Raw genomic sequence first — 17,011 nt, forward strand, 5'->3', positions numbered from 1 at the left:
AGTGTAGGCCGCGTCGGATCCAGGGTGTGCTGGGGTTTACCCGGATGAAGTCCCGGAAGGCGCGCGCCGGGATGGGCGGTCGCGGTGGACGACGCCAGGTGCTGACGCCTGGACGGGGGCGCAGAGGAGGCGAATGAGGCCGGTGGCCTCAGCGTGGCTCCGCCAGGGCTTTTCTGAGCCGCCCGGGCGCGACGCCATAGCACTGCTGAAAGTGCCTGATGAAGTGCGCGGCGTCGGAGAACCCACACTCGAACGCGATGTCGTTCACCGTCGAGTCGGTGGTGGTCAACAGCCAGCGGCCGTATTTCAAACGGGAGTTTCGGTAGAACTCCGAAGGCGATGCGCCGGTCTCGGCCAGGAAGACGCGCTCCAGCTGGCGGGTGCTGGCGTCCACCAGCCTGGCGATGACGCCAATTTCCAGCGGGGTGGACAGGTTCTTCTCCATCAGCACGATGGCCTGGCGCAGTTTCTCGTTGTCCACCGACGCATAGCCCAGGGCGTGTCGGCGGGCAATGTGCGACGAGGAGGACCGTTGTGACACGGTCATCTGGTGCACGACCTTGGCGGCGCGATCCGGCCCGCAGTGGATGCGGATCAGTTCGGCCGCCAGTTCAATGATCGACACGCCTCCCGCGCAACTGATGCGGTTGCCGTCGAACACGTGGTCGCAGTTGGTGGTGAAGCGTTCCTTGGGGAACATCCGCTTCCAGTCGTCGACGTGGAAGGGGTGCACGCAGGCCAGCTTGCCTTTCATGAGCCCGAGGCCGGCCAGTGCGAAGGTGCCGGTGCAGATGCCGATGAGGGGTGTGCCCGCGTCATCGACCTGGCGCAGGAAGTCCAGGTACTGGGGTTCAACGCTGTCCATGAACGGCAGCAGGCCCCCTATGACGGCGATGTAGTCGAACTTCTTGCCGGGCCGAAGCGCTTCCTGAACTGGAATCTCCACACCCGAGCTGGCGGTGATGCTGGTGCCGGGAAGGCCCAGCACGCTCCACGAACAGCGCACCTGCCGGCTTTGGTCGCCCACGTCCGCGGCATGGCGGAGCGCGTCGCACAAACCCGCCAGTGAAAGCAGTGGAAAGCGCGGCCACAGAAGGATGCCAATGCGCAGTTCCACGGCGCCGTCCTGGGCGTTCCGGCCGGTCGCCACGTCCAGCCGGTCGACCAGATGGCCACCCGCCCCCTCGCCGACATCATTGGTGCCGGGCGTCGGCGTGGTGTGTCCTGGCTTGCTGGGTCGGTTGGCCATTCTGGCTAGGGGTTTTCCATGCATGTCGCATACGTTCAATTTAACAGCGGTCCCCTGCAACAGCAAAAACAGGGTGCAAACCGATGATCCATTTCACGCCCCTTCGGCGTTTCTTCCCCCACTTTTCGTCAACCTTTTTCCTGGAGTCGATATGAAGCGCTCGTTTCTGGTGCGCGCCATGTGCGCAGTTTTTGGTGCCGCGGCTTTCATGCCGCTGGCCTTCGCCCAACCGTCTCCTCAAACGATCGAGAAGGGGTTGTTCACCATTGCCTTCACCGGTGACATGCCGGGCACGGGCTACCAGGACGGCAGCATGGTCGGTTACGACGGCGAGATCCTGCAGCGGGTGGCCGATGCGCTCAAGCTCAAGGTCAAGCCCGCGTTGATGGAGTGGTCGGGCACGATCGCCTCGGTGCAAGCCAAGCGCGTGGACGTGATGGCCGGCACCATGGGCTGGACCGAGCAGCGCTCGAAGATCATGACGCTCTCCGACCCGATCCACTACTTCAAGAACGGGATCATGCAGTCGTCCAAGACGAACTGGTCCACCCTGAAGGACCTGGAAGGCAAGAAGGTCGGCACCATCACCGGCTTCTCCTTCATCCCCGAGCTGCGCAAGATCAATGGCCTGCAACTGAGCCAGTACGACACCTCGGACGCCGCCGTGCGCGACCTGCTGGCTGGCCGCATCGACGCCGTGATTGGCGATCCGCCGGTGGTGCAGTACGCCATCTCCCGCAATGCGCAGTGGAACCTGCGCTTCAACGCGTTCACCGACAACAACCCCGACTTTCCGCTGCTGACCGGTCTGGGTCAGGTGGTGTTTGGCATGAACAAGGACAACCCCGAGCTGGCCGCTGCGGTGAACGCCGAGATCGCCAAGCTGTGGCAGACGTGCGAGCTCAAGAAGATTGGCGCGCGCTACGGCCTGGTGCAGGACGTCTGGTACGTGCCCGCGGGCAAGAACTTCCGCGCAGGGGTTGACCGCCCGGCCAACTGGACACTGCCCGGCTGCAAGTGATGCCGAAGGACCGCGCCACACGTGGCCGCGGTCCTTTGTCGTCGTCGATTTTCCGACCCAACCCGTACCCACCATGAAACAGCACCTATTGCGTGTCGATGGGCTCCAGAAGAGCTACGGCGCGCTCGACGTTCTCAAGGGCATTTCCCTGGATCTGCAGAAGGGCGAGACCCTGTCCTTGATCGGGCCGAGCGGTTCGGGCAAGTCCACCTGCCTGCGGTGCATCAACTTCCTGGAGCGGCCCACGGGCGGCTCCATCTTTCTGGAGGACGAGCGCATCGGGCAATTGCCCGACGGACGCGGCGGGCTGCGCCTGATGTCGGACCGTGAACTGGCTCCGCAGCGCGCCGAGATCGGGATGGTGTTCCAGGGCTTCTACCTGTGGCCGCACTTGAACGTGCGCGACAACGTGGCGCTCGGGCCGATTCGGGCCGGCGGCATGGCGCGGGCCGAGGCCCACGAAATGGCCGAAGAGATGCTGGACAAGGTGCACCTGCGCCACAAGGCCGACGAATTCCCGGAGCGGCTGTCGGGCGGTCAACAGCAGCGTGTGGCCATCGCCCGCGCACTGGCGCAGCGGCCCAAGCTGATCCTGTTCGATGAACCCACGTCGGCGCTGGACCCCGAGCTGGTGGGTGAGGTGCTGGGTGTGATCCGCGAGCTGGCGGAAGAGGGCCGTTCCATGATTCTGGTGACCCACGAGATCCGGTTTGCGCGTGACGTGGCGGACCGCGTGATCTTCATGGACCAGGGGCACATCGTTGAGCAGGGCAGCGCCGCCGAGGTCATTGACACGCCGCGCGTGGACCGCACGCGCAGCTTCCTGGGGCAGGTCGGCGCGGGCGCCGGCCATCTGGCATGACGACGGCCATGGGGACCTTTGCTGGCATTCTCGCCACCCTGGCGACGGGTGCGGTCACCGCACTCCAGGTGGCCATCGGCGCTTTCGTGATCGCCAGCGTGCTGGGGTTTTTCCTGGCGGTGGTGCGGGTCTTCTCGCACAACCGGCTGGTGCAACTGGGCCTGGCGGCCTACGTCGAGTGGATGCGCAACGTGCCGGCGCTGGCGCATCTGTTTCTCCTGTATTTCGGTCTGGCCACGGTCGGTGTCCGTCTGTCACCGCTGCTCGCGGCCGTGATCGGACTGGGCCTGGTCGGCGCTGCGGTGCTGTGTGACGTGTTTGCCGCCGGGCTGAAGTCGCTGCATGTGGGGCAGCGTGAAGCGGCGCTGGCGGCGGGCCTGACACCGGGCCAGACGCTGCGCTTCGTGCTCGCGCCGCAGATGTTTCGCACGACGTTCCCGTCGTTGGCGAACTACACCATTGCGCTGATCAAGGACACCTCGATCGCCTCGGCCATTGCCGCGCCCGAGATCATGTTCTATGCGCGAAATCTGGTGACATCGACTTTCGAAACCACGCTGATCTATCTGGCGGCCATGTTGTTGTACGCGGCCATGGTGCTGCCCGTGGCCTGGGGTTTCAAACGGGTCGAACTGACCATGGAGAAGGCACGATGACCGCGTTTTTCCTGACCTACCTGGAGTACCTGCCCGACTGGGGTCCGCGGCTGGTGGACGGTGCCATCGTGACGGCCAGCCTCTCGTTGGTGGGTTTCGCGTTGGCCCTGTGTCTGGGGGCGCTGCTGGTGGCCATGCAGCGCAGCGGATCCGGCCTGTTGGCGGTGCTTGCCAATGCCTATGTGCAGTTCGTTCGAACGGTTCCCTTGCTGGCGCTGTTGCTGGCCCTGTACTTCGCACTCCCCTCGTTGGGGGTGACGCTCTCGGGCTATTGGGCCGGCGCGCTGGGCCTGGGCCTGCATGGTTCGGCCTATGTGGCCGAGATCCTTCGCGGCGGCCTGACGGCCATCCACCGGGGCCAGCGAGAGGCCGCGCTGGCCGTGGGCCTGTCACCTTGGAAGGTGTTTGCCCATGTGGTGTTCCCCCAGGCGCTGCGCATCATGCTGCCGCCCTTGCTCAACACCTACGTGGCCTTGTTGAAAGACAGTTCCCTGTGCGCGCTCATCGCCACCGACGAACTCATGCTGGCGGCCCGGGCCATTTCCAGTGAGTCCTTTCTTCCGCTGCACATCTTCCTGCTGGTGGGTCTGTTTTATTTCGGGATCGCGTTTCCGCTGTCGATGCTCTCGCGTCTGCTGGAACGGCGGTTGAACCGTGGTCGACGTGTGTTGGGGGTGGCATGAGCGTTGTTCTGTTCAATCCTGCTTTTTCTTCCATCGAAGAGGCGATGCAAGCCCTGGATGCGGGGGAGCTCACCAGCGTGGAGCTGGTGGAACAGCAACTGGATCGCATCCAGCGGCTGGACCACAAGCTGCACGCCTTTGTCGATGTCTATGCCGAAGAAGCGCGCGAGACCGCGCAGGCCATGGACCGCCTGCGCCGGGCCGGCATTCGCCTCGGCCCCTTGCACGGCGTCACCGTGGCGGTGAAGGATCTGTTCGACATCCATGGCAAGCCCATCACGGGTGGCTCGGTGGCCCTGCCAGCCCGGATATCCACCACCACGGCCACGGTGGTGGAGCGCTTGCGATGCGCGGGCGCCATCGTGATCGGCAAGACCCACACAGTGGAATACGCCTTTGGGGGATGGGGCACGAACGAGGTCATGGGCACGCCCTGGAATCCCTGGGACATGCAGACGCACCGGATTCCAGGGGGGTCCAGCAGCGGATCGGCGGTGGCCGTGGCCGCCGGCCTGGCTTGCGCGGCCATCGGTACCGACACCGGTGGCTCGGTGCGCATACCCGCCGGGCTGTGCGGCCTGGTGGGGCTGAAAACCACACACGGGCTGATCAGTCGGCACGGCCTGATCGAGCTGTGCCCGACCCACGACACGGTGGGGCCCCTGGCGCGCAGCGTGCGGGATGGTGCCATCTTGCTGGACGTGATGGCCGGTGCCGATCCGCTGGACCCCGTGTCGCACCAGGCACCGGTTCGTCGTGTCCTGGATGGCGTGGATGCGATGCCGCGCGGTGCCCGGCTCTGGGTCTTGCCCGAACAGGAAAGGGAGGGGGTGGAGGCGGCGGTACTGGCCGCATACGACGAGGCCCTGGCGACGCTCAAGGGTCTGGGCATGCAGCTGGTTGAAAAAGCGCTTCCCCAGCGTTGCGCCGACTCCATGCGCATCGCCGGCCAGCTGATGAGCGCTGAGGGGTACGACCACCTCGGGGCGCTGTTTGAACGCTCCGATCTGAGGTTCGACACCAACATCCGGCGGCGCATCCTGCTGGGGCGCGACACGGCCGCCGGTGAGTACCTGCGCCTGCTGCGCGCGCGCGATGCCGCACGCAACGACATGCTGGCGGCCATGGACGGCATCGAGGCCTGTGTGTTTCCCACCAACGCCATCTCGGCCATTCCGGTGGCCGACGTGGACGAACTGGCCACACCCTTGTCGCGCTTCGGGCGGTTCGTCAATCTCATGAATCTGTGTTCTCTGGCCGTGCCGGCGGGTCTTTCCCCCGAGGGCATGCCCATCTCCATTCAGTTCATCGGGCGCCCCTGGGACGAGCCGCTGGTGTTTCGCCTGGGTCACGCCTTCGAGCAGGCCACACCGTGGCACCGGCTGCGGCCCGGTGGACTTGACTGAAGGCGGGGTGAGATGTGAACCCGATCCTTTCCCTGTTGGGCCGACGCCTGTTGACCGCATGGCTGCTGGGCTCATCGCTGGCCGCATGGGCTGCGGATGCCATGCCCTCGCCGCAGGACAGCCCGGCATTGGCTCGCATGGCCCACAGCGGTCGCATCCGGGTGGGGTACATACCCACGCCCGGTACGTTCGCCTTCCAGGATGCGCAGGGTCAGACCGTGGGCTATTCGATCGACATCTGCCGACGGGTGATCGACAACCTGCGCCAACGGCTGGGTCGCCCCGACCTGACGCCCGAGTTCCTGCCCATCAAGGCATCGGATCGCATCCCGATGCTCAAGTCCGGAGCGATCGACCTGGAGTGTGGGGGCAACACCAACACCATGGCCCGCCAGAAGGATGTGGATTTTTCCCACACCTTTTTCAATACCGGCCTTCGACTGCTCGCCAGGAAAACACTGAGGATCAACAGGGTCAATGACCTCGCACGCAAGCGTGTTGCGGTCACCGGTGGAACCACAGCGGAAGAACGCTTCAAAAAGATGCAGATGGAGGTGGGCGTTCAGGTGGTCGTGGTGGCGTCTGACGCCGAGGGATTGAGCGCGCTGGAGGACGGAACGGTCGACGCGTACGCGCAGGACGACGTGCTGCTCTATGGGCTGATGGCCACGTCCAGGCTCAAGGACCTGCTCGCGGTCACGGGCCCGTTCATGACGGTGGAGCCCTACGCCTTCATGCTGCCCAAAGACGATCGCCTGCTGAGGGAAGTGGTTGATCGCACCTTGTTGGACCTGATGCGTTCGGGGGAGCTGTTGTCGATCTACCGGAAGTGGTTCGACGGTGAACGCCTGCGCATCCCCATGAGCATCTACATGAAAGAGAACATCCGGTTCCCCAACAAATACGGCATTCCCTAACGTGGCCCTCCTGCCCGCTCACCTCCGTTGAACCATGCAACCACTCTTCATCCATGACACCGACGTCGCCAGGCTCCTTGACTACGGGAGCGTGATCGACGTGCTGGACCAGGCCTACCAGGATTTCGGGGCCGGACGGGCCAGCGTGCACCCACGAACCCGCAGCGAATGTGCCGACGCTCGGCTCAGTTCGATGGGAGGCATCTGGACCGGCCGCCACGTGGCGGCGGTCAAGGTGTATCCCACGCTGGCCGGTCGGTTCAGCTTCCTCGTCAACCTGTTTGATCTCGATAGCAACAGGGCTCTCGCCGTGCTGGAGGGCAACGAGCTCACCCGCTTTCGCACGGCCGCCCAGACGGCCCTGATCGCGAGCAAGGTGGTGCCGGCGGGCGCGAGCAAGCTGGCGCTGTTTGGCGCTGGCGTGCAGGGCCGTGCCCAGGCCGCAGCCTTGTGCGGCGTGCTTCCGTTTCAGGAGATTGCCGTGGTCGATCCACAGGGTAACGAGGACTGGTGCAGACAGTTCGCGCTCAGCACCGGTGCCAGCGTTTACGCCTGTTCAGCGGAAGAGGCTGTGCGGGGCGCCGACGTTGTGGTGACCGCCACGCGCTCGACGGAGCCGGTCTTTTTGGGGCATTGGCTGAAGTCGCGGGCCTTTGTGGCCGCGGTCGGCATCAGTTCGCCCAAGGGCCGCGAGCTGGACGACGCCACGCTGGATCGGGCGGAGCGTGTGATCGTGGAGTGGTTGCCTCAGAGCATGGAGGAAGCTGGCGACATCGTTCTCTGGAACGCGGCCAAAGCCACGAAGCTGGACAAGACGCTGGACCTGCCCATGCTGTATGGCGGCAAGGCGCCCTGGCCGGATGCCGGCTTGGGCATCACGGTGTTCAAGTCCGTGGGCACGGGTCTGGCGGACACCGCCTGCGCCTACCTGGCTTACCAGCGCGCGTCTCGATCAGGCCTGGTGGGTGGATTGCGGGAGGCCGTTGCATGAAGGTCTGTGTTGTCGGCGCCGGCATCGTGGGCTGTGCCACCGCGTACCAGCTGGCTCTGCAGGGGTGCGAGGTCCATCTGGTTGACAGCGACCGGGGGCCGGGGCGCGGCACCAGTTTTGCGAACGGTGCCCAGCTCAGCTACAGCTATGTCGAGCCGCTGGCCTCTCCCGCGACCCTGCTGGGGCTTCCCTCCATGCTGTTGTCGCGCGACTCGCCGCTGCGCTTTCGCTTGCGACTGGACGCGAGCCAGTGGTGGTGGTGTCTGAAGTTCCTGAGCGCCTGCAACGCCCGGCAATCGCGCCAGGGCACCCGGGAGTTGCTCATGCTGGCCCAGCTCAGTCGCGCCACCCTGGAGGCGTGGATGCATCGGGAGGCCTGGCGGTTTTCTTTTCAGCGCAACGGCAAGCTCGTGCTGTGTCCGGACGCCGACACGTTGCAGCGGCAAGCGGCGCAGGTGCGGTTCCAGTCTGATTTGGGGTGCCAGCAGGCCGTGTTGAGCCCGCAGGCCTGTGTGGACAAAGAGCCCGCGCTGGGTGGGTATCTGGGGCGGTTTTCGGGTGGGGTCTGGACGGCCGACGAATGTGTGGGCGATCCGCATGCCCTGAGCCTTCAGATGACGGAGAGCCTGCTGCGCCTGGGCGGGCAGGTGCACTTTGAGACGGCGGTGACGGGTTTTTCCGTCAAGGGCGGCCGGATCGTTGCGGCACAGACGCCCGGCGGCGCGCTCGATGCGGACGTGTTTGTGATCGCCAACGGTGCAGCGGCCCCAAAGCTGGCCGCGTCGGTCAAGGTGTCGCTGCAGATCTGTCCGATCAAGGGCTACAGCATCACCCTGCCGATTCGTTCGACGGAGAAGGCGCCATCGGTCAGCGTCACCGATCTCGGGCGAAAGACGGTTTTTGCGCCACTGGGAGGGCGCCTTCGGGTGGCGGCCATGGCCGAGGTGGTCGGGCACGACCTGTCCATTCCCCCTTCCCGCATCCAGCAGATGGTGAAGGCGGCGGACACGCTGTTCCCCGGTGCCTGCGAGTTCCATGAAACCCAGCCATGGGCGGGCCTGCGCCCGGCAACCCCCACCGCCGTGCCAGTCATCGGGCAGATGGGGCCGGCCAATCTCTACGTCAACGCGGGCCATGGCGCCCTGGGGTTCACGCTGGCTGCGGGCAGTGCCGTGGTGCTGGGTCGGCAGATCATGAGCCATTGGCCCCTGCGGGAATCCATGGAGCGGATCACCGAAACCAGCACCGAATGCGGCGCCCCGTCCTGATGGTCGGGGCTGAGAAGCAGCTCAGCGGCGGATGCGGTGCCCGGTCTTGAACACCCACCACACCACGGCGAGGCAGGCGAGCATGAACAGCAGCGTCATGCCGGTGCTGACGCCGATGTGCACGTCGGCCGCGCCGTAGAAGGCCCAGCGCAGGCCGCTGATGAGGTAGACCACCGGGTTGAACAGCGAGACCGTCTGCCAGGGTTCGGGCAGCATGTTGATGCTGTAGAACGCGCCGCCCAGGAAGGTCAGCGGGGTGATGACCAGCAGCGGGATCACCTGCAGCTTCTGGAAGCTGTCGGCCCACAGGCCGATGATGAAACCGAACAGGCAGAAGGTGACGGCGGTGAGGATCAGGAAACCCACCATCCACACCGGGTGCGCGATGTCGTAGGGCACGAAGACGCGCGCGGTGGCCAGGATCAGCAGGCCGAGCATGAGGCTCTTGCTGGCCGCCGCGCCCACGTAGCCGAGCAGCACCTCCACCCAGCTCACGGGCGCGCTCAGCAGTTCGTAGATGGTGCCGGACCACTTGGGCATGTAGATGCCGAAGGAGGCGTTGGAAATGCTCTCGCTCAGCAGCGAGAGCATGAGCAGGCCGGGGATGATGAAGGCGCCGTAGCTCACGCCGTCGATGTCGCCCATGCGCGAGCCGATGGCCGAACCGAAGACGATGAAGTACAGCGAGGTGGACAGCACCGGCGCCACGATGCTCTGGCCCAGCGTGCGAAAGGTGCGCGCCATTTCAAAGTGGAAGATGGCGCGCACGCCGTGCAGGTTGATGCGGTTCATGCGTAGGCTTTCTGGGTGTCGCCCTGGTGGCGGGCGTTCGGCTGGTGCACCAGGCTCACGAAGATGTCTTCGAGCGAGCTTTCGCTGGAATGCAGGTCCTTGAAGTCGATGCCGTGCTCGTTCAGGGCGCGCAGCAGGGCGGCGATGCCGGTGTCTTCCTGCTGGGTGTCGAAGGTGTAGGTGAGGGCGTGGCCGTCCGCGGCCAGGCTCAGCGGCCAGCGGCCAAGGGCCTCGGGCAGTTGCTGCATGGGCTGCTGCAGCGTCAACGTGAGCTGCTTCTTGCCGAGCTTGCGCATGAGCACGTCTTTTTCTTCCACCACGATGAGTTCGCCCTGGCTGATGACGCCGATGCGGTCGGCCATGTCTTCGGCCTCTTCGATGTAGTGCGTGGTGAGGATGATGGTGGTGCCCGCTTCGCGCAGCGCGCGCACCATGCGCCACATCTCGTGCCGCAGCTCCACGTCCACGCCCGCGCTGGGTTCGTCCAGAAACAGGATCTTGGGCTCGTGCGACAGCGCCTTGGCGATCAGCACGCGGCGCTTCATGCCGCCCGAGAGCGCCATGATCTTGGTGTCCTTCTTGTCCCACAGCGAGAGGTCTTTCAGCACCTTTTCGATGTAGGCGGGATTGGGCGCCTTGCCGAACAGGCCGCGGCTGAAGCTCACCGTGGCCCACACGGTCTCGAACGCGTCGGTGTGCAGCTCCTGCGGCACCAGGCCGATGGCGCTGCGGGCGGCGCGGTAGTCGCGCACGGTGTCAAACCCGTCGGCCGTCACCGTGCCCTCGCTGGCATTGACCATGCCGCAGACGATGCTGATGAGCGTGGTCTTGCCGGCCCCGTTGGGGCCGAGCAGGGCAAAGATTTCGCCGCGCCGGATGTCGAGGTCCACGCGCTTGAGCGCCTGGAAGCCGCCGGCGTAGGTCTTGCTCAGGCCGCGCACGCTGATGATGGCGTCGGCGGAGGCGGCCGCTACAGGAGATGGGTTCATGGTGTGCTGGCGTTGTGTGCTGCGCTGCCGCGCGGGATGGGGCCAACCGTGGGCGGGGTGGTGGTGGCAGCTGTCGGGGAACTGCACTTTATACCGGCATGGCAACGGCCTTGCAGCGCCGGGGGTTGAGTGGGCCCATGGGCGCGCTGGCGCCGGTGGGGCCATTTGCCGCCCGCTGCGCGGCCGCGGGCCGCAGCGCCGACAATGCGGCGCAGGCCGCCGGGCAAGGCCGTGCCCCTGCGGCCAGGCAACGCTGGCGTGGACAGGCCCGGCCCGGGCAAACGAAACACGAGGAGACGCTGTATGGCGGTGGAAGGCGGGGGCGGCGATCTGTTGCCGGTGGTGATGTTGCTGGGCGCGGCCGTGGTGGCCGTGCCGCTGTTCAAACGCCTGGGGCTGGGCTCGGTGCTGGGCTATCTGGCCGCGGGCCTGGCCATCGGGCCGTTCGGCCTGGGCTGGTTCAGCAACCCGCAGACCATCCTGCACACCGCCGAGCTCGGCGTGGTGATGTTCCTCTTCATCATCGGCCTGGAGATGCGGCCTTCGCACCTGTGGAGTTTGCGGCGCGCGATCTTCGGCCTGGGCAGCCTGCAGGTGGTGGTCTGCGGCGCGCTGCTGACGCTGGTGGGCATTGCTTTCGGTTTCTCATGGACGGTGTCCTTCGTCAGCGCCATGGGCTTCGTGCTCACCTCCACCGCCATCGTGATGCAACTGCTCGGCGAGCGCGGCGATGTGGCCGCACCGCGCGGGCAGAAGATCGTGGCCGTGCTGCTGTTCGAAGACCTGTTGATCGTGCCGCTGCTGGCGCTGGTGGCCTTTCTGGCGCCCCACGCCGCGGGCGAGGCCGCGCCGGTCGGCTCGCGCTGGGCCACGGTGGGCCTGGCCGCGGGCGCGGTGGGGGTGCTGGTGGCGGCGGGGCTGTGGTTGCTCAACCCGCTGTTTCGCGTGCTGGCCAACGCCAGGGCGCGCGAGGTGATGACCGCGGCCGCCCTGCTGGTGGTGCTGGGCGCGGCGCTGTTGATGCAGCTCGGTGGCCTGTCCATGGCCATGGGCGCGTTCCTCGCGGGCGTGCTGCTGTCGGAGTCCACCTTCCGCCACCAGCTGGAGGCCGACGTCGAGCCGTTTCGGGGGCTGTTGCTCGGCCTGTTCTTTCTCGGGGTGGGTATGTCGCTGGACCTGGCCGTGGTGGCGCGCAACTGGGGCTTGATCGTGGCCGGCGTGCTCTCGCTGATGGCCGTCAAGGCCTTGTGCATCTACGGCGTGGCGCGGCTGGCGAAGAGCTCGCACGTCGACGCGCTGGACCGCGCGGTGCTGATGGCCCAGGGTGGCGAGTTCGCCTTCGTGCTGTTCGCGGCGGCACTGGCCGCGGGCGTGATCGACCCGGTGGTGAACGCCAACATGACGGCCATCGTCGTGCTGTCGATGGCGCTGACACCGCTGAGCGTGCTGCTGCACAAGCGTTTCGCGTCGCGCGCCGAGGTGTCGATGGAGGGTGTGGAAGCGGTGCGCGAGCGCAGCGCCAATGTGTTGATCATCGGCTTTGGCCGCGTGGGCCAGATCGCCAGCCAGGGCGTGTTGGCGCGGGGCGCCACGCTCACCATCATCGACAACGACACGCAGACGATCCGCGACGTCGAGGCCTACGGTTTCAAGGTCTACTACGGCGACGGCAGCCGCGCGGAGGTGTTGCGCGCGGCCGGCGCGCAGGATGCCTGCGCCATCGTGGTCTGCATCGACGACAAGGCCGCCGCGACGCGCATCGCCGAGATCGCCAAGCTGGCCTGCCCGCAGGCGCGCGTGCTCGTGCGCGCCTTCGACCGCGAGCACGCGGTGGAACTGGCCAAGGCCGGGGCCGACGTCTTCGTGCGCGAGACCTTCGAGTCGTCCATGGTGCTGGGCCGCGAGGCCGTGCTGGCCACCGGCGCGAGCGAGGACGAGGCCGACGAGGTCATGGAGCGCGTGCGCCGCCGCGACGCCGAACGCTTCGATCTGGAAGTGGCCGGCGGCCTGTTCGCCGGCCGAGCGCTGGTCCTGGGCAACGTGGCGAAACGCAACGCCCGGCACGAGGAAGAACAGGCCGCCGCCGGCCCATCATGAAACGGTGCAGCCGATGACGGACGCCCGTTCCCGTGCCCGCCCAGAACGTCTTGGTCCTGGCTTCGCCAAGCCGCGCCGCGTTGCCCCTGTGGAGGGCACACGCTTCACGACCAGCGTGAACATCGCCGGAGCGCAGTGCCCAAGCCCAGAACGCGGTGGAACCGGCTCCGCCGGGCCACTCGCGTTGCCCCCTGGGGGGTGACGCGAAGCGGCGCGGGGGGGCTTTCAAGCAAACCGCGCGCGCAAGTGCCACTCGCCGGGCGCGATGTCGTTGGCGATGGCGCGCCGCGTGGCGTCGTCGATGCCGGGGTCGTCCAGCGCGTACAGGCCGCACAGGCGCAGCGCCTGGCGCACGTCGATGCGGCGGCCCAGGTACTCGTACACCACGCGCGCGCAGCAGGGCATGCGCTCGCCGCTGCCCGACACGCCCAGGCGCAGGCCGGTCAGGCGCGTGACGCGGTTCTTGTACGAGGGGAACAGGATGGTCTGCGTCATCTCCAGGCCGGTCAGCGTTTCGTAGTCGCACAGGAAGATGCGGTCGGTCAGCAGGTGCACCAGGCCCAGGTACAGGCCGTGGTAGGCCTTGTCGTGCGGGTCTTCGGCCAGGCGCTCGGTGCGCTGGTAGACCACGCGGTCCTCGTGCCGCTCGAACGCCACCAGCGTGCGCAGCACCTGGCCGGGGTAGGCCATGGAGAGGTAGGTCTCGAAGTAATAGCCCAGGAAGCGGTCGAGCCCGGCGGAGCCGATGGCCTTGAGGTGCGCCAGGTGCGGGGCCTCGGGCGTGGTGCTGGCCTCGCTGGCCGGGCGGCGCGGCCGCACCTGCACCAGGCGCTCGAACTGCGCGCTGGGCAGCAGGATCTCGTGCGCTTCCACGCCGAAGAATTCGCACAGGCGGCGCAGGGTGTGGCCACCGGGGCGGAAGCGTCCGCTGAGGTAGCGGTTGAACTGGGGGCGGTTGATCTCCAGGCGCCGGCACACGTCGGCGATCGAGGGGTAGTAGCCGCACAGCAGCCGCAGGTTGCGGGCGAAGTCTTCGTTCATGGGGTTGCCGGTGAAAAATCGGATTGGCGCACTCTGGCGCACATTTTGCTCCATTGAGCGTCAGACTGCGGCATTGCCGCGAATCCCCACCGGCGGTGCGTTCGCCCACAGTCGGGAACCCCACCACACAAACACCCTGTTCGAGGCCGCCACGGCGGTCCGAACAGGCCGAACCCTGAACGGAGTCCCTTCATGACCGCGGATGCCCGTCCGAATCAACGCGTCCTCGTGCTCTACACCGGCGGCACGGTGGGCATGGAGCCCTCGCCCGAGGGCTACCGGCCCATGCCCGATTTCGCCGGGCGCCTGCGCGAGACGCTGCAGCGCAGCGCCAGCGACGAACTGCCCGAGCTGGACGTGGTGGCGTTGGAGCGCCCCATCGACAGCGCCAACCTCAGCCCGCTGCACTGGCAGCGCATGGCCGAGCCGCTGCTGGCGAACTGGGACGCGTACACCGGCTTCGTGCTGCTGCACGGCACCGACACCATGGCCTGGAGCGCGTCGGCCCTGTCCTTCATCCTGCAGGGCACGGACAAGCCGGTCATCTTTACCGGCTCGCAGATTCCGCTGCTGCAGCCGCGCAGCGACGCGCCCGCGCACCTGCAGGCCGCGCTGCAGCTGGCCGCGCACCACCGGGTGCCCGAGGTTGGGCTGTGTTTTGGCCGCCACCTCTGGCGCGGCAACCGCAGCAGCAAGATCGCCAGCCAGGCGCTGGACGCGTTCGGCTCGCCCAACTACCCACCGCTGGCCGATCTGGCCATCGAGCTGCAGGTGCACACCGAGCGCCTGCTGCGCGCCCCGGCGCAGCAGCGCTTCATCGTGCCCGCGTTCGACCCCCAGGCCGTGGCGGTGCTCAACCTTTACCCCGGCATCAGCGGCCATGTGGTGGACGCGCTGCTGGGCTGTGCCCACGTGCGCGGCCTGGTGCTGCGCAGCTATGGCGTGGGCAACGCCCCCGAGGCCGACCGCTCCTTCATGCAGGCGCTGGAGCGCGCCAGCCAGCGCGGCGTGGTGCTGCTCAACACCACCCTGTGCGCCACCGGCCCGGTGGTGCAGGGTGCCTACGCCACCGGCTCGGCGCTCACGCAGGCAGGCGTGGTGCCCGGCGCCGACATGACGCTGGAAGCCGCCTTCGCCAAGCTGCACGTCTTGCTGGGCACCGAAACCGACCCCGACCGGGTGCGCGAGCGCCTGGGCCAGCCGCTGTGCGGGGAGCTGACGCCGGCTACCTGAGCGACAGACGGTGGGGGTCTGGGCTAGGCGAAAATACTGGTATTTTGTACAGTATCGGTTCGTACTTCTGCCGCCCATGCCCGACATCCTCATCCCCCTGCACGCCCTCAAAGGGCGCGGCGTGGCCCACCGCCAGCCGCACCGCTTCGAGCGCGACGCGCGCGCCGCGTTCGACGATGGCTGGGGCACGCTGGACGAGGCCCTCGCCCGGGGTGAGGAAGCCGCCGCACCGGCCACCCAGGTGAGCTGGGAAACCGCGAAAAGCGCCATCACCCGCAACGACTCACCCGACATCGGCTTCAACCAGGGCCTCAACCCCTACCGGGGCTGCGAGCACGGCTGCATCTACTGCTACGCCCGGCCCACCCACAGCTACCTGAACCTCTCGCCCGGGCTCGACTTCGAGACCCGGCTGGTCGCCAAGCGCAACATCGCCGAGGTGTTGCGCGGCGAGCTGCTGCGCCCGGCCTACGTGCCCGAGCTGCTGGTCATCGGCACCGTGACCGACGCCTACCAGCCCATCGAGCGCGATCTGCGCCTCACGCGCGCCGTGCTCGAGGTGCTGCGCACCGCGCACCACCCGCTGGCCCTGGTGACCAAGGGCAGCGGCGTCGAGCGCGACCTGGACCTGCTCACGCCCATGGGCGCGCAGCGCCTGGCCGCGGTGTACGTGACCATCACCACGTTGGATCCGAAGCTCGCGCGCATCCTGGAGCCGCGCGCGGCCGCGCCGCACCGGCGCCTGCGCACCATCCGCACGCTGGCCGAGGCGGGCGTGCCGGTGGGTGTGAGCGTGTCGCCGCAGATTCCCTTCATCAACGACGACATGGAGCAGGTGCTCGAAGCCGCTTTTGAAGCGGGCGCGCGCCGCGCCTTCTACCAAGTGTTGCGCCTGCCCTGGGAGCTGAGCGACATGTTCCGCCAGTGGCTGGAGCTGCACCACCCGGACCGCGCCGCGCGCGTGATGGCGCGCGTGCAGGACATGCGCGGCGGCAAGGACTACGACGCCGACTACGCCACCCGCATGAAGGGCCAGGGCATCTGGGCCGACCTGCTGCGCCAGCGCTTCGTGAAGGCCTGCGACCGGCTCGGCTTCAACCGCGAGCGCGAGGCGCTGGACACGGGCCAGTTCCGGCCGGCGGCGCTGCGCGGGCAGGGCGATCTGTTTTGAGCGCAGAGGCGCGGTTGGGTTGAAGCCTTGAAAACCGCGCGGGCCGGTCAGCGGGCAGGAGGCGCCAGCGCCGGGCCGATCATCGCCAGCGCGTCCACCCGCCAGTGGTGCAGTGCTTCGTAGAAACCTTCCCACACACAGCCGTTGCAGCCGCGCCCGCAGCAGGTGCTGGGTTCGGGCGGCGGTGGGCGCAGGGCGGTGTCCAGGTCGATGCCGCGCTGGCGCTGCGCCAGACCGCGCAGGTGGGCGATCAGCGCGTGCGCCGTGGGCAGCTCGCCCAGCGGCACGGCGGCGGGGTCGTGGCGCGCGAAGCGGGGCTGTTCTTTGCCGTCGAACAGACCCGAGGCGTTGAACATCGCCGCCGGCCGCACCCACAGGCCGAAGCCGCCGTAGAGCGCGCGGTACAGCGTCATGCCTTGCAGCGTCTCGCTGCAGCGCACGGTGTCGGGATCGTTCGTCGGGCCGCCCCAAGAACGATCGCACCCCCTCGGGGGGCCTGGCCAAGCCAGGGCTGGGGGTGCAATCACCTCGTACCAGCCGCCCTTGTAGTGGCGGTACAGGCCGGGTGGCGTGGGGTTCAGCGGGGGCAGGTCCTGGTCGGCGGGGGCGGTCATGGGCGCGGGGGGGAACGAAGC

16 protein-coding genes and 1 pseudogene are annotated in these 17,011 nt (G+C 67.3%); 11 read left to right on the forward strand and 6 right to left on the reverse strand.

The window, feature by feature from the left end:
* Positions 1-148: 148 nt before the first annotated feature.
* The gene (locus tag KIH07_RS10980) at positions 149-1,249 is read right to left on the reverse strand and encodes a GlxA family transcriptional regulator (RefSeq protein WP_226492000.1); all 1,101 of its coding nucleotides are present in this window, start codon (positions 1,247-1,249) and stop codon (positions 149-151) included.
* A gap of 151 nt (positions 1,250-1,400) precedes the next feature.
* On the opposite strand from KIH07_RS10980, the gene KIH07_RS10985 reads away from it, so the two are divergent.
* The 8 genes from KIH07_RS10985 (at position 1,401) to KIH07_RS11020 (ending at position 9,053) form a co-directional block, all read left to right on the forward strand.
* Entirely contained in the window at positions 1,401-2,270 is an 870-nt protein-coding gene (locus KIH07_RS10985; RefSeq protein ID WP_226492001.1) for an ABC transporter substrate-binding protein, read from the forward strand.
* Positions 2,271-2,343: 73 nt separating this feature from the next.
* Positions 2,344-3,132, forward strand: coding sequence for an amino acid ABC transporter ATP-binding protein (locus KIH07_RS10990; protein WP_226492002.1), 789 nt, complete (start codon positions 2,344-2,346; stop codon positions 3,130-3,132).
* An 8-nt stretch (positions 3,133-3,140) separates the two neighbouring features.
* A complete protein-coding gene (locus KIH07_RS10995; protein WP_226492003.1) occupies positions 3,141-3,788 on the forward strand; it encodes an amino acid ABC transporter permease in 648 nt (215 codons plus the stop codon).
* On the forward strand, positions 3,785-4,471 hold the full coding sequence (locus KIH07_RS11000) for an amino acid ABC transporter permease (RefSeq protein ID WP_226492004.1): 687 nt from the start codon (positions 3,785-3,787) through the stop codon (positions 4,469-4,471). The genes KIH07_RS10995 and KIH07_RS11000 overlap by 4 nt, the downstream gene beginning before the upstream one ends.
* Entirely contained in the window at positions 4,468-5,877 is a 1,410-nt protein-coding gene (locus KIH07_RS11005) for an amidase (RefSeq protein ID WP_226492005.1), read from the forward strand. Before KIH07_RS11000 ends, KIH07_RS11005 begins: the two co-directional genes overlap by 4 nt.
* Positions 5,878-5,891: 14 nt before the next feature.
* Positions 5,892-6,794: an amino acid ABC transporter substrate-binding protein gene (locus KIH07_RS11010; protein WP_226492006.1), complete on the forward strand. Its 903-nt coding sequence runs from the start codon at positions 5,892-5,894 to the stop codon at positions 6,792-6,794.
* Positions 6,795-6,828: 34 nt separating this feature from the next.
* Positions 6,829-7,785, forward strand: a complete 957-nt coding sequence (locus tag KIH07_RS11015) for an ornithine cyclodeaminase family protein (protein ID WP_226492007.1) — start codon at positions 6,829-6,831, stop codon at positions 7,783-7,785.
* Positions 7,782-9,053: a D-amino acid dehydrogenase gene (locus KIH07_RS11020; RefSeq protein ID WP_226492008.1), complete on the forward strand. Its 1,272-nt coding sequence runs from the start codon at positions 7,782-7,784 to the stop codon at positions 9,051-9,053. Before KIH07_RS11015 ends, KIH07_RS11020 begins: the two co-directional genes overlap by 4 nt.
* Before the next feature lie 21 nt (positions 9,054-9,074).
* Here the strand turns inward: KIH07_RS11020 and KIH07_RS11025 are convergent, their stop codons facing one another.
* Both KIH07_RS11025 and KIH07_RS11030 read right to left on the reverse strand, forming a co-directional pair.
* Positions 9,075-9,845, reverse strand: coding sequence for an ABC transporter permease (locus tag KIH07_RS11025; RefSeq protein WP_264181832.1), 771 nt, complete (start codon positions 9,843-9,845; stop codon positions 9,075-9,077).
* Positions 9,842-10,834 carry an ABC transporter ATP-binding protein gene (locus tag KIH07_RS11030; RefSeq protein WP_226492009.1) on the reverse strand — a complete coding sequence of 331 codons (993 nt, stop codon included), beginning with the start codon at positions 10,832-10,834 and terminating at the stop codon, positions 9,842-9,844. Before KIH07_RS11030 ends, KIH07_RS11025 begins: the two co-directional genes overlap by 4 nt.
* A 303-nt stretch (positions 10,835-11,137) precedes the next feature.
* Here KIH07_RS11030 and KIH07_RS11035 point away from each other — a divergent pair, with 303 nt between their 5' ends.
* Complete coding sequence (locus tag KIH07_RS11035) at positions 11,138-12,931, forward strand: monovalent cation:proton antiporter-2 (CPA2) family protein (RefSeq protein WP_226492010.1); 1,794 nt, start codon at positions 11,138-11,140, stop codon at positions 12,929-12,931.
* 225 nt (positions 12,932-13,156) lie between these two features.
* Here the strand turns inward: KIH07_RS11035 and KIH07_RS11040 are convergent, their stop codons facing one another.
* The gene (locus tag KIH07_RS11040) at positions 13,157-13,972 is read right to left on the reverse strand and encodes a helix-turn-helix domain-containing protein (protein ID WP_226492011.1); all 816 of its coding nucleotides are present in this window, start codon (positions 13,970-13,972) and stop codon (positions 13,157-13,159) included.
* A 192-nt stretch (positions 13,973-14,164) separates the two neighbouring features.
* Here KIH07_RS11040 and KIH07_RS11045 point away from each other — a divergent pair, with 192 nt between their 5' ends.
* A complete protein-coding gene (locus KIH07_RS11045) occupies positions 14,165-15,205 on the forward strand; it encodes a type I asparaginase (RefSeq protein ID WP_226492012.1) in 1,041 nt (346 codons plus the stop codon).
* 76 nt (positions 15,206-15,281) lie between these two features.
* On the forward strand, positions 15,282-16,376 hold the full coding sequence (locus KIH07_RS11050; RefSeq protein WP_226492013.1) for a PA0069 family radical SAM protein: 1,095 nt from the start codon (positions 15,282-15,284) through the stop codon (positions 16,374-16,376).
* A gap of 47 nt (positions 16,377-16,423) precedes the next feature.
* Here the strand turns inward: KIH07_RS11050 and KIH07_RS11055 are convergent, their stop codons facing one another.
* A complete protein-coding gene (locus KIH07_RS11055; RefSeq protein ID WP_413465801.1) occupies positions 16,424-16,663 on the reverse strand; it encodes an oxidoreductase-like domain-containing protein in 240 nt (79 codons plus the stop codon).
* A 15-nt stretch (positions 16,664-16,678) separates the two neighbouring features.
* A pseudogene (locus KIH07_RS11060) lies at positions 16,679-16,990 on the reverse strand (DUF1653 domain-containing protein); the annotation flags it as partial.
* Positions 16,991-17,011 lie beyond the last annotated feature (21 nt).

Origin of the sequence: Hydrogenophaga taeniospiralis (genome assembly GCF_020510445.1) — a bacterium.
Lineage (GTDB): Bacteria > Pseudomonadota > Gammaproteobacteria > Burkholderiales > Burkholderiaceae_C > Hydrogenophaga.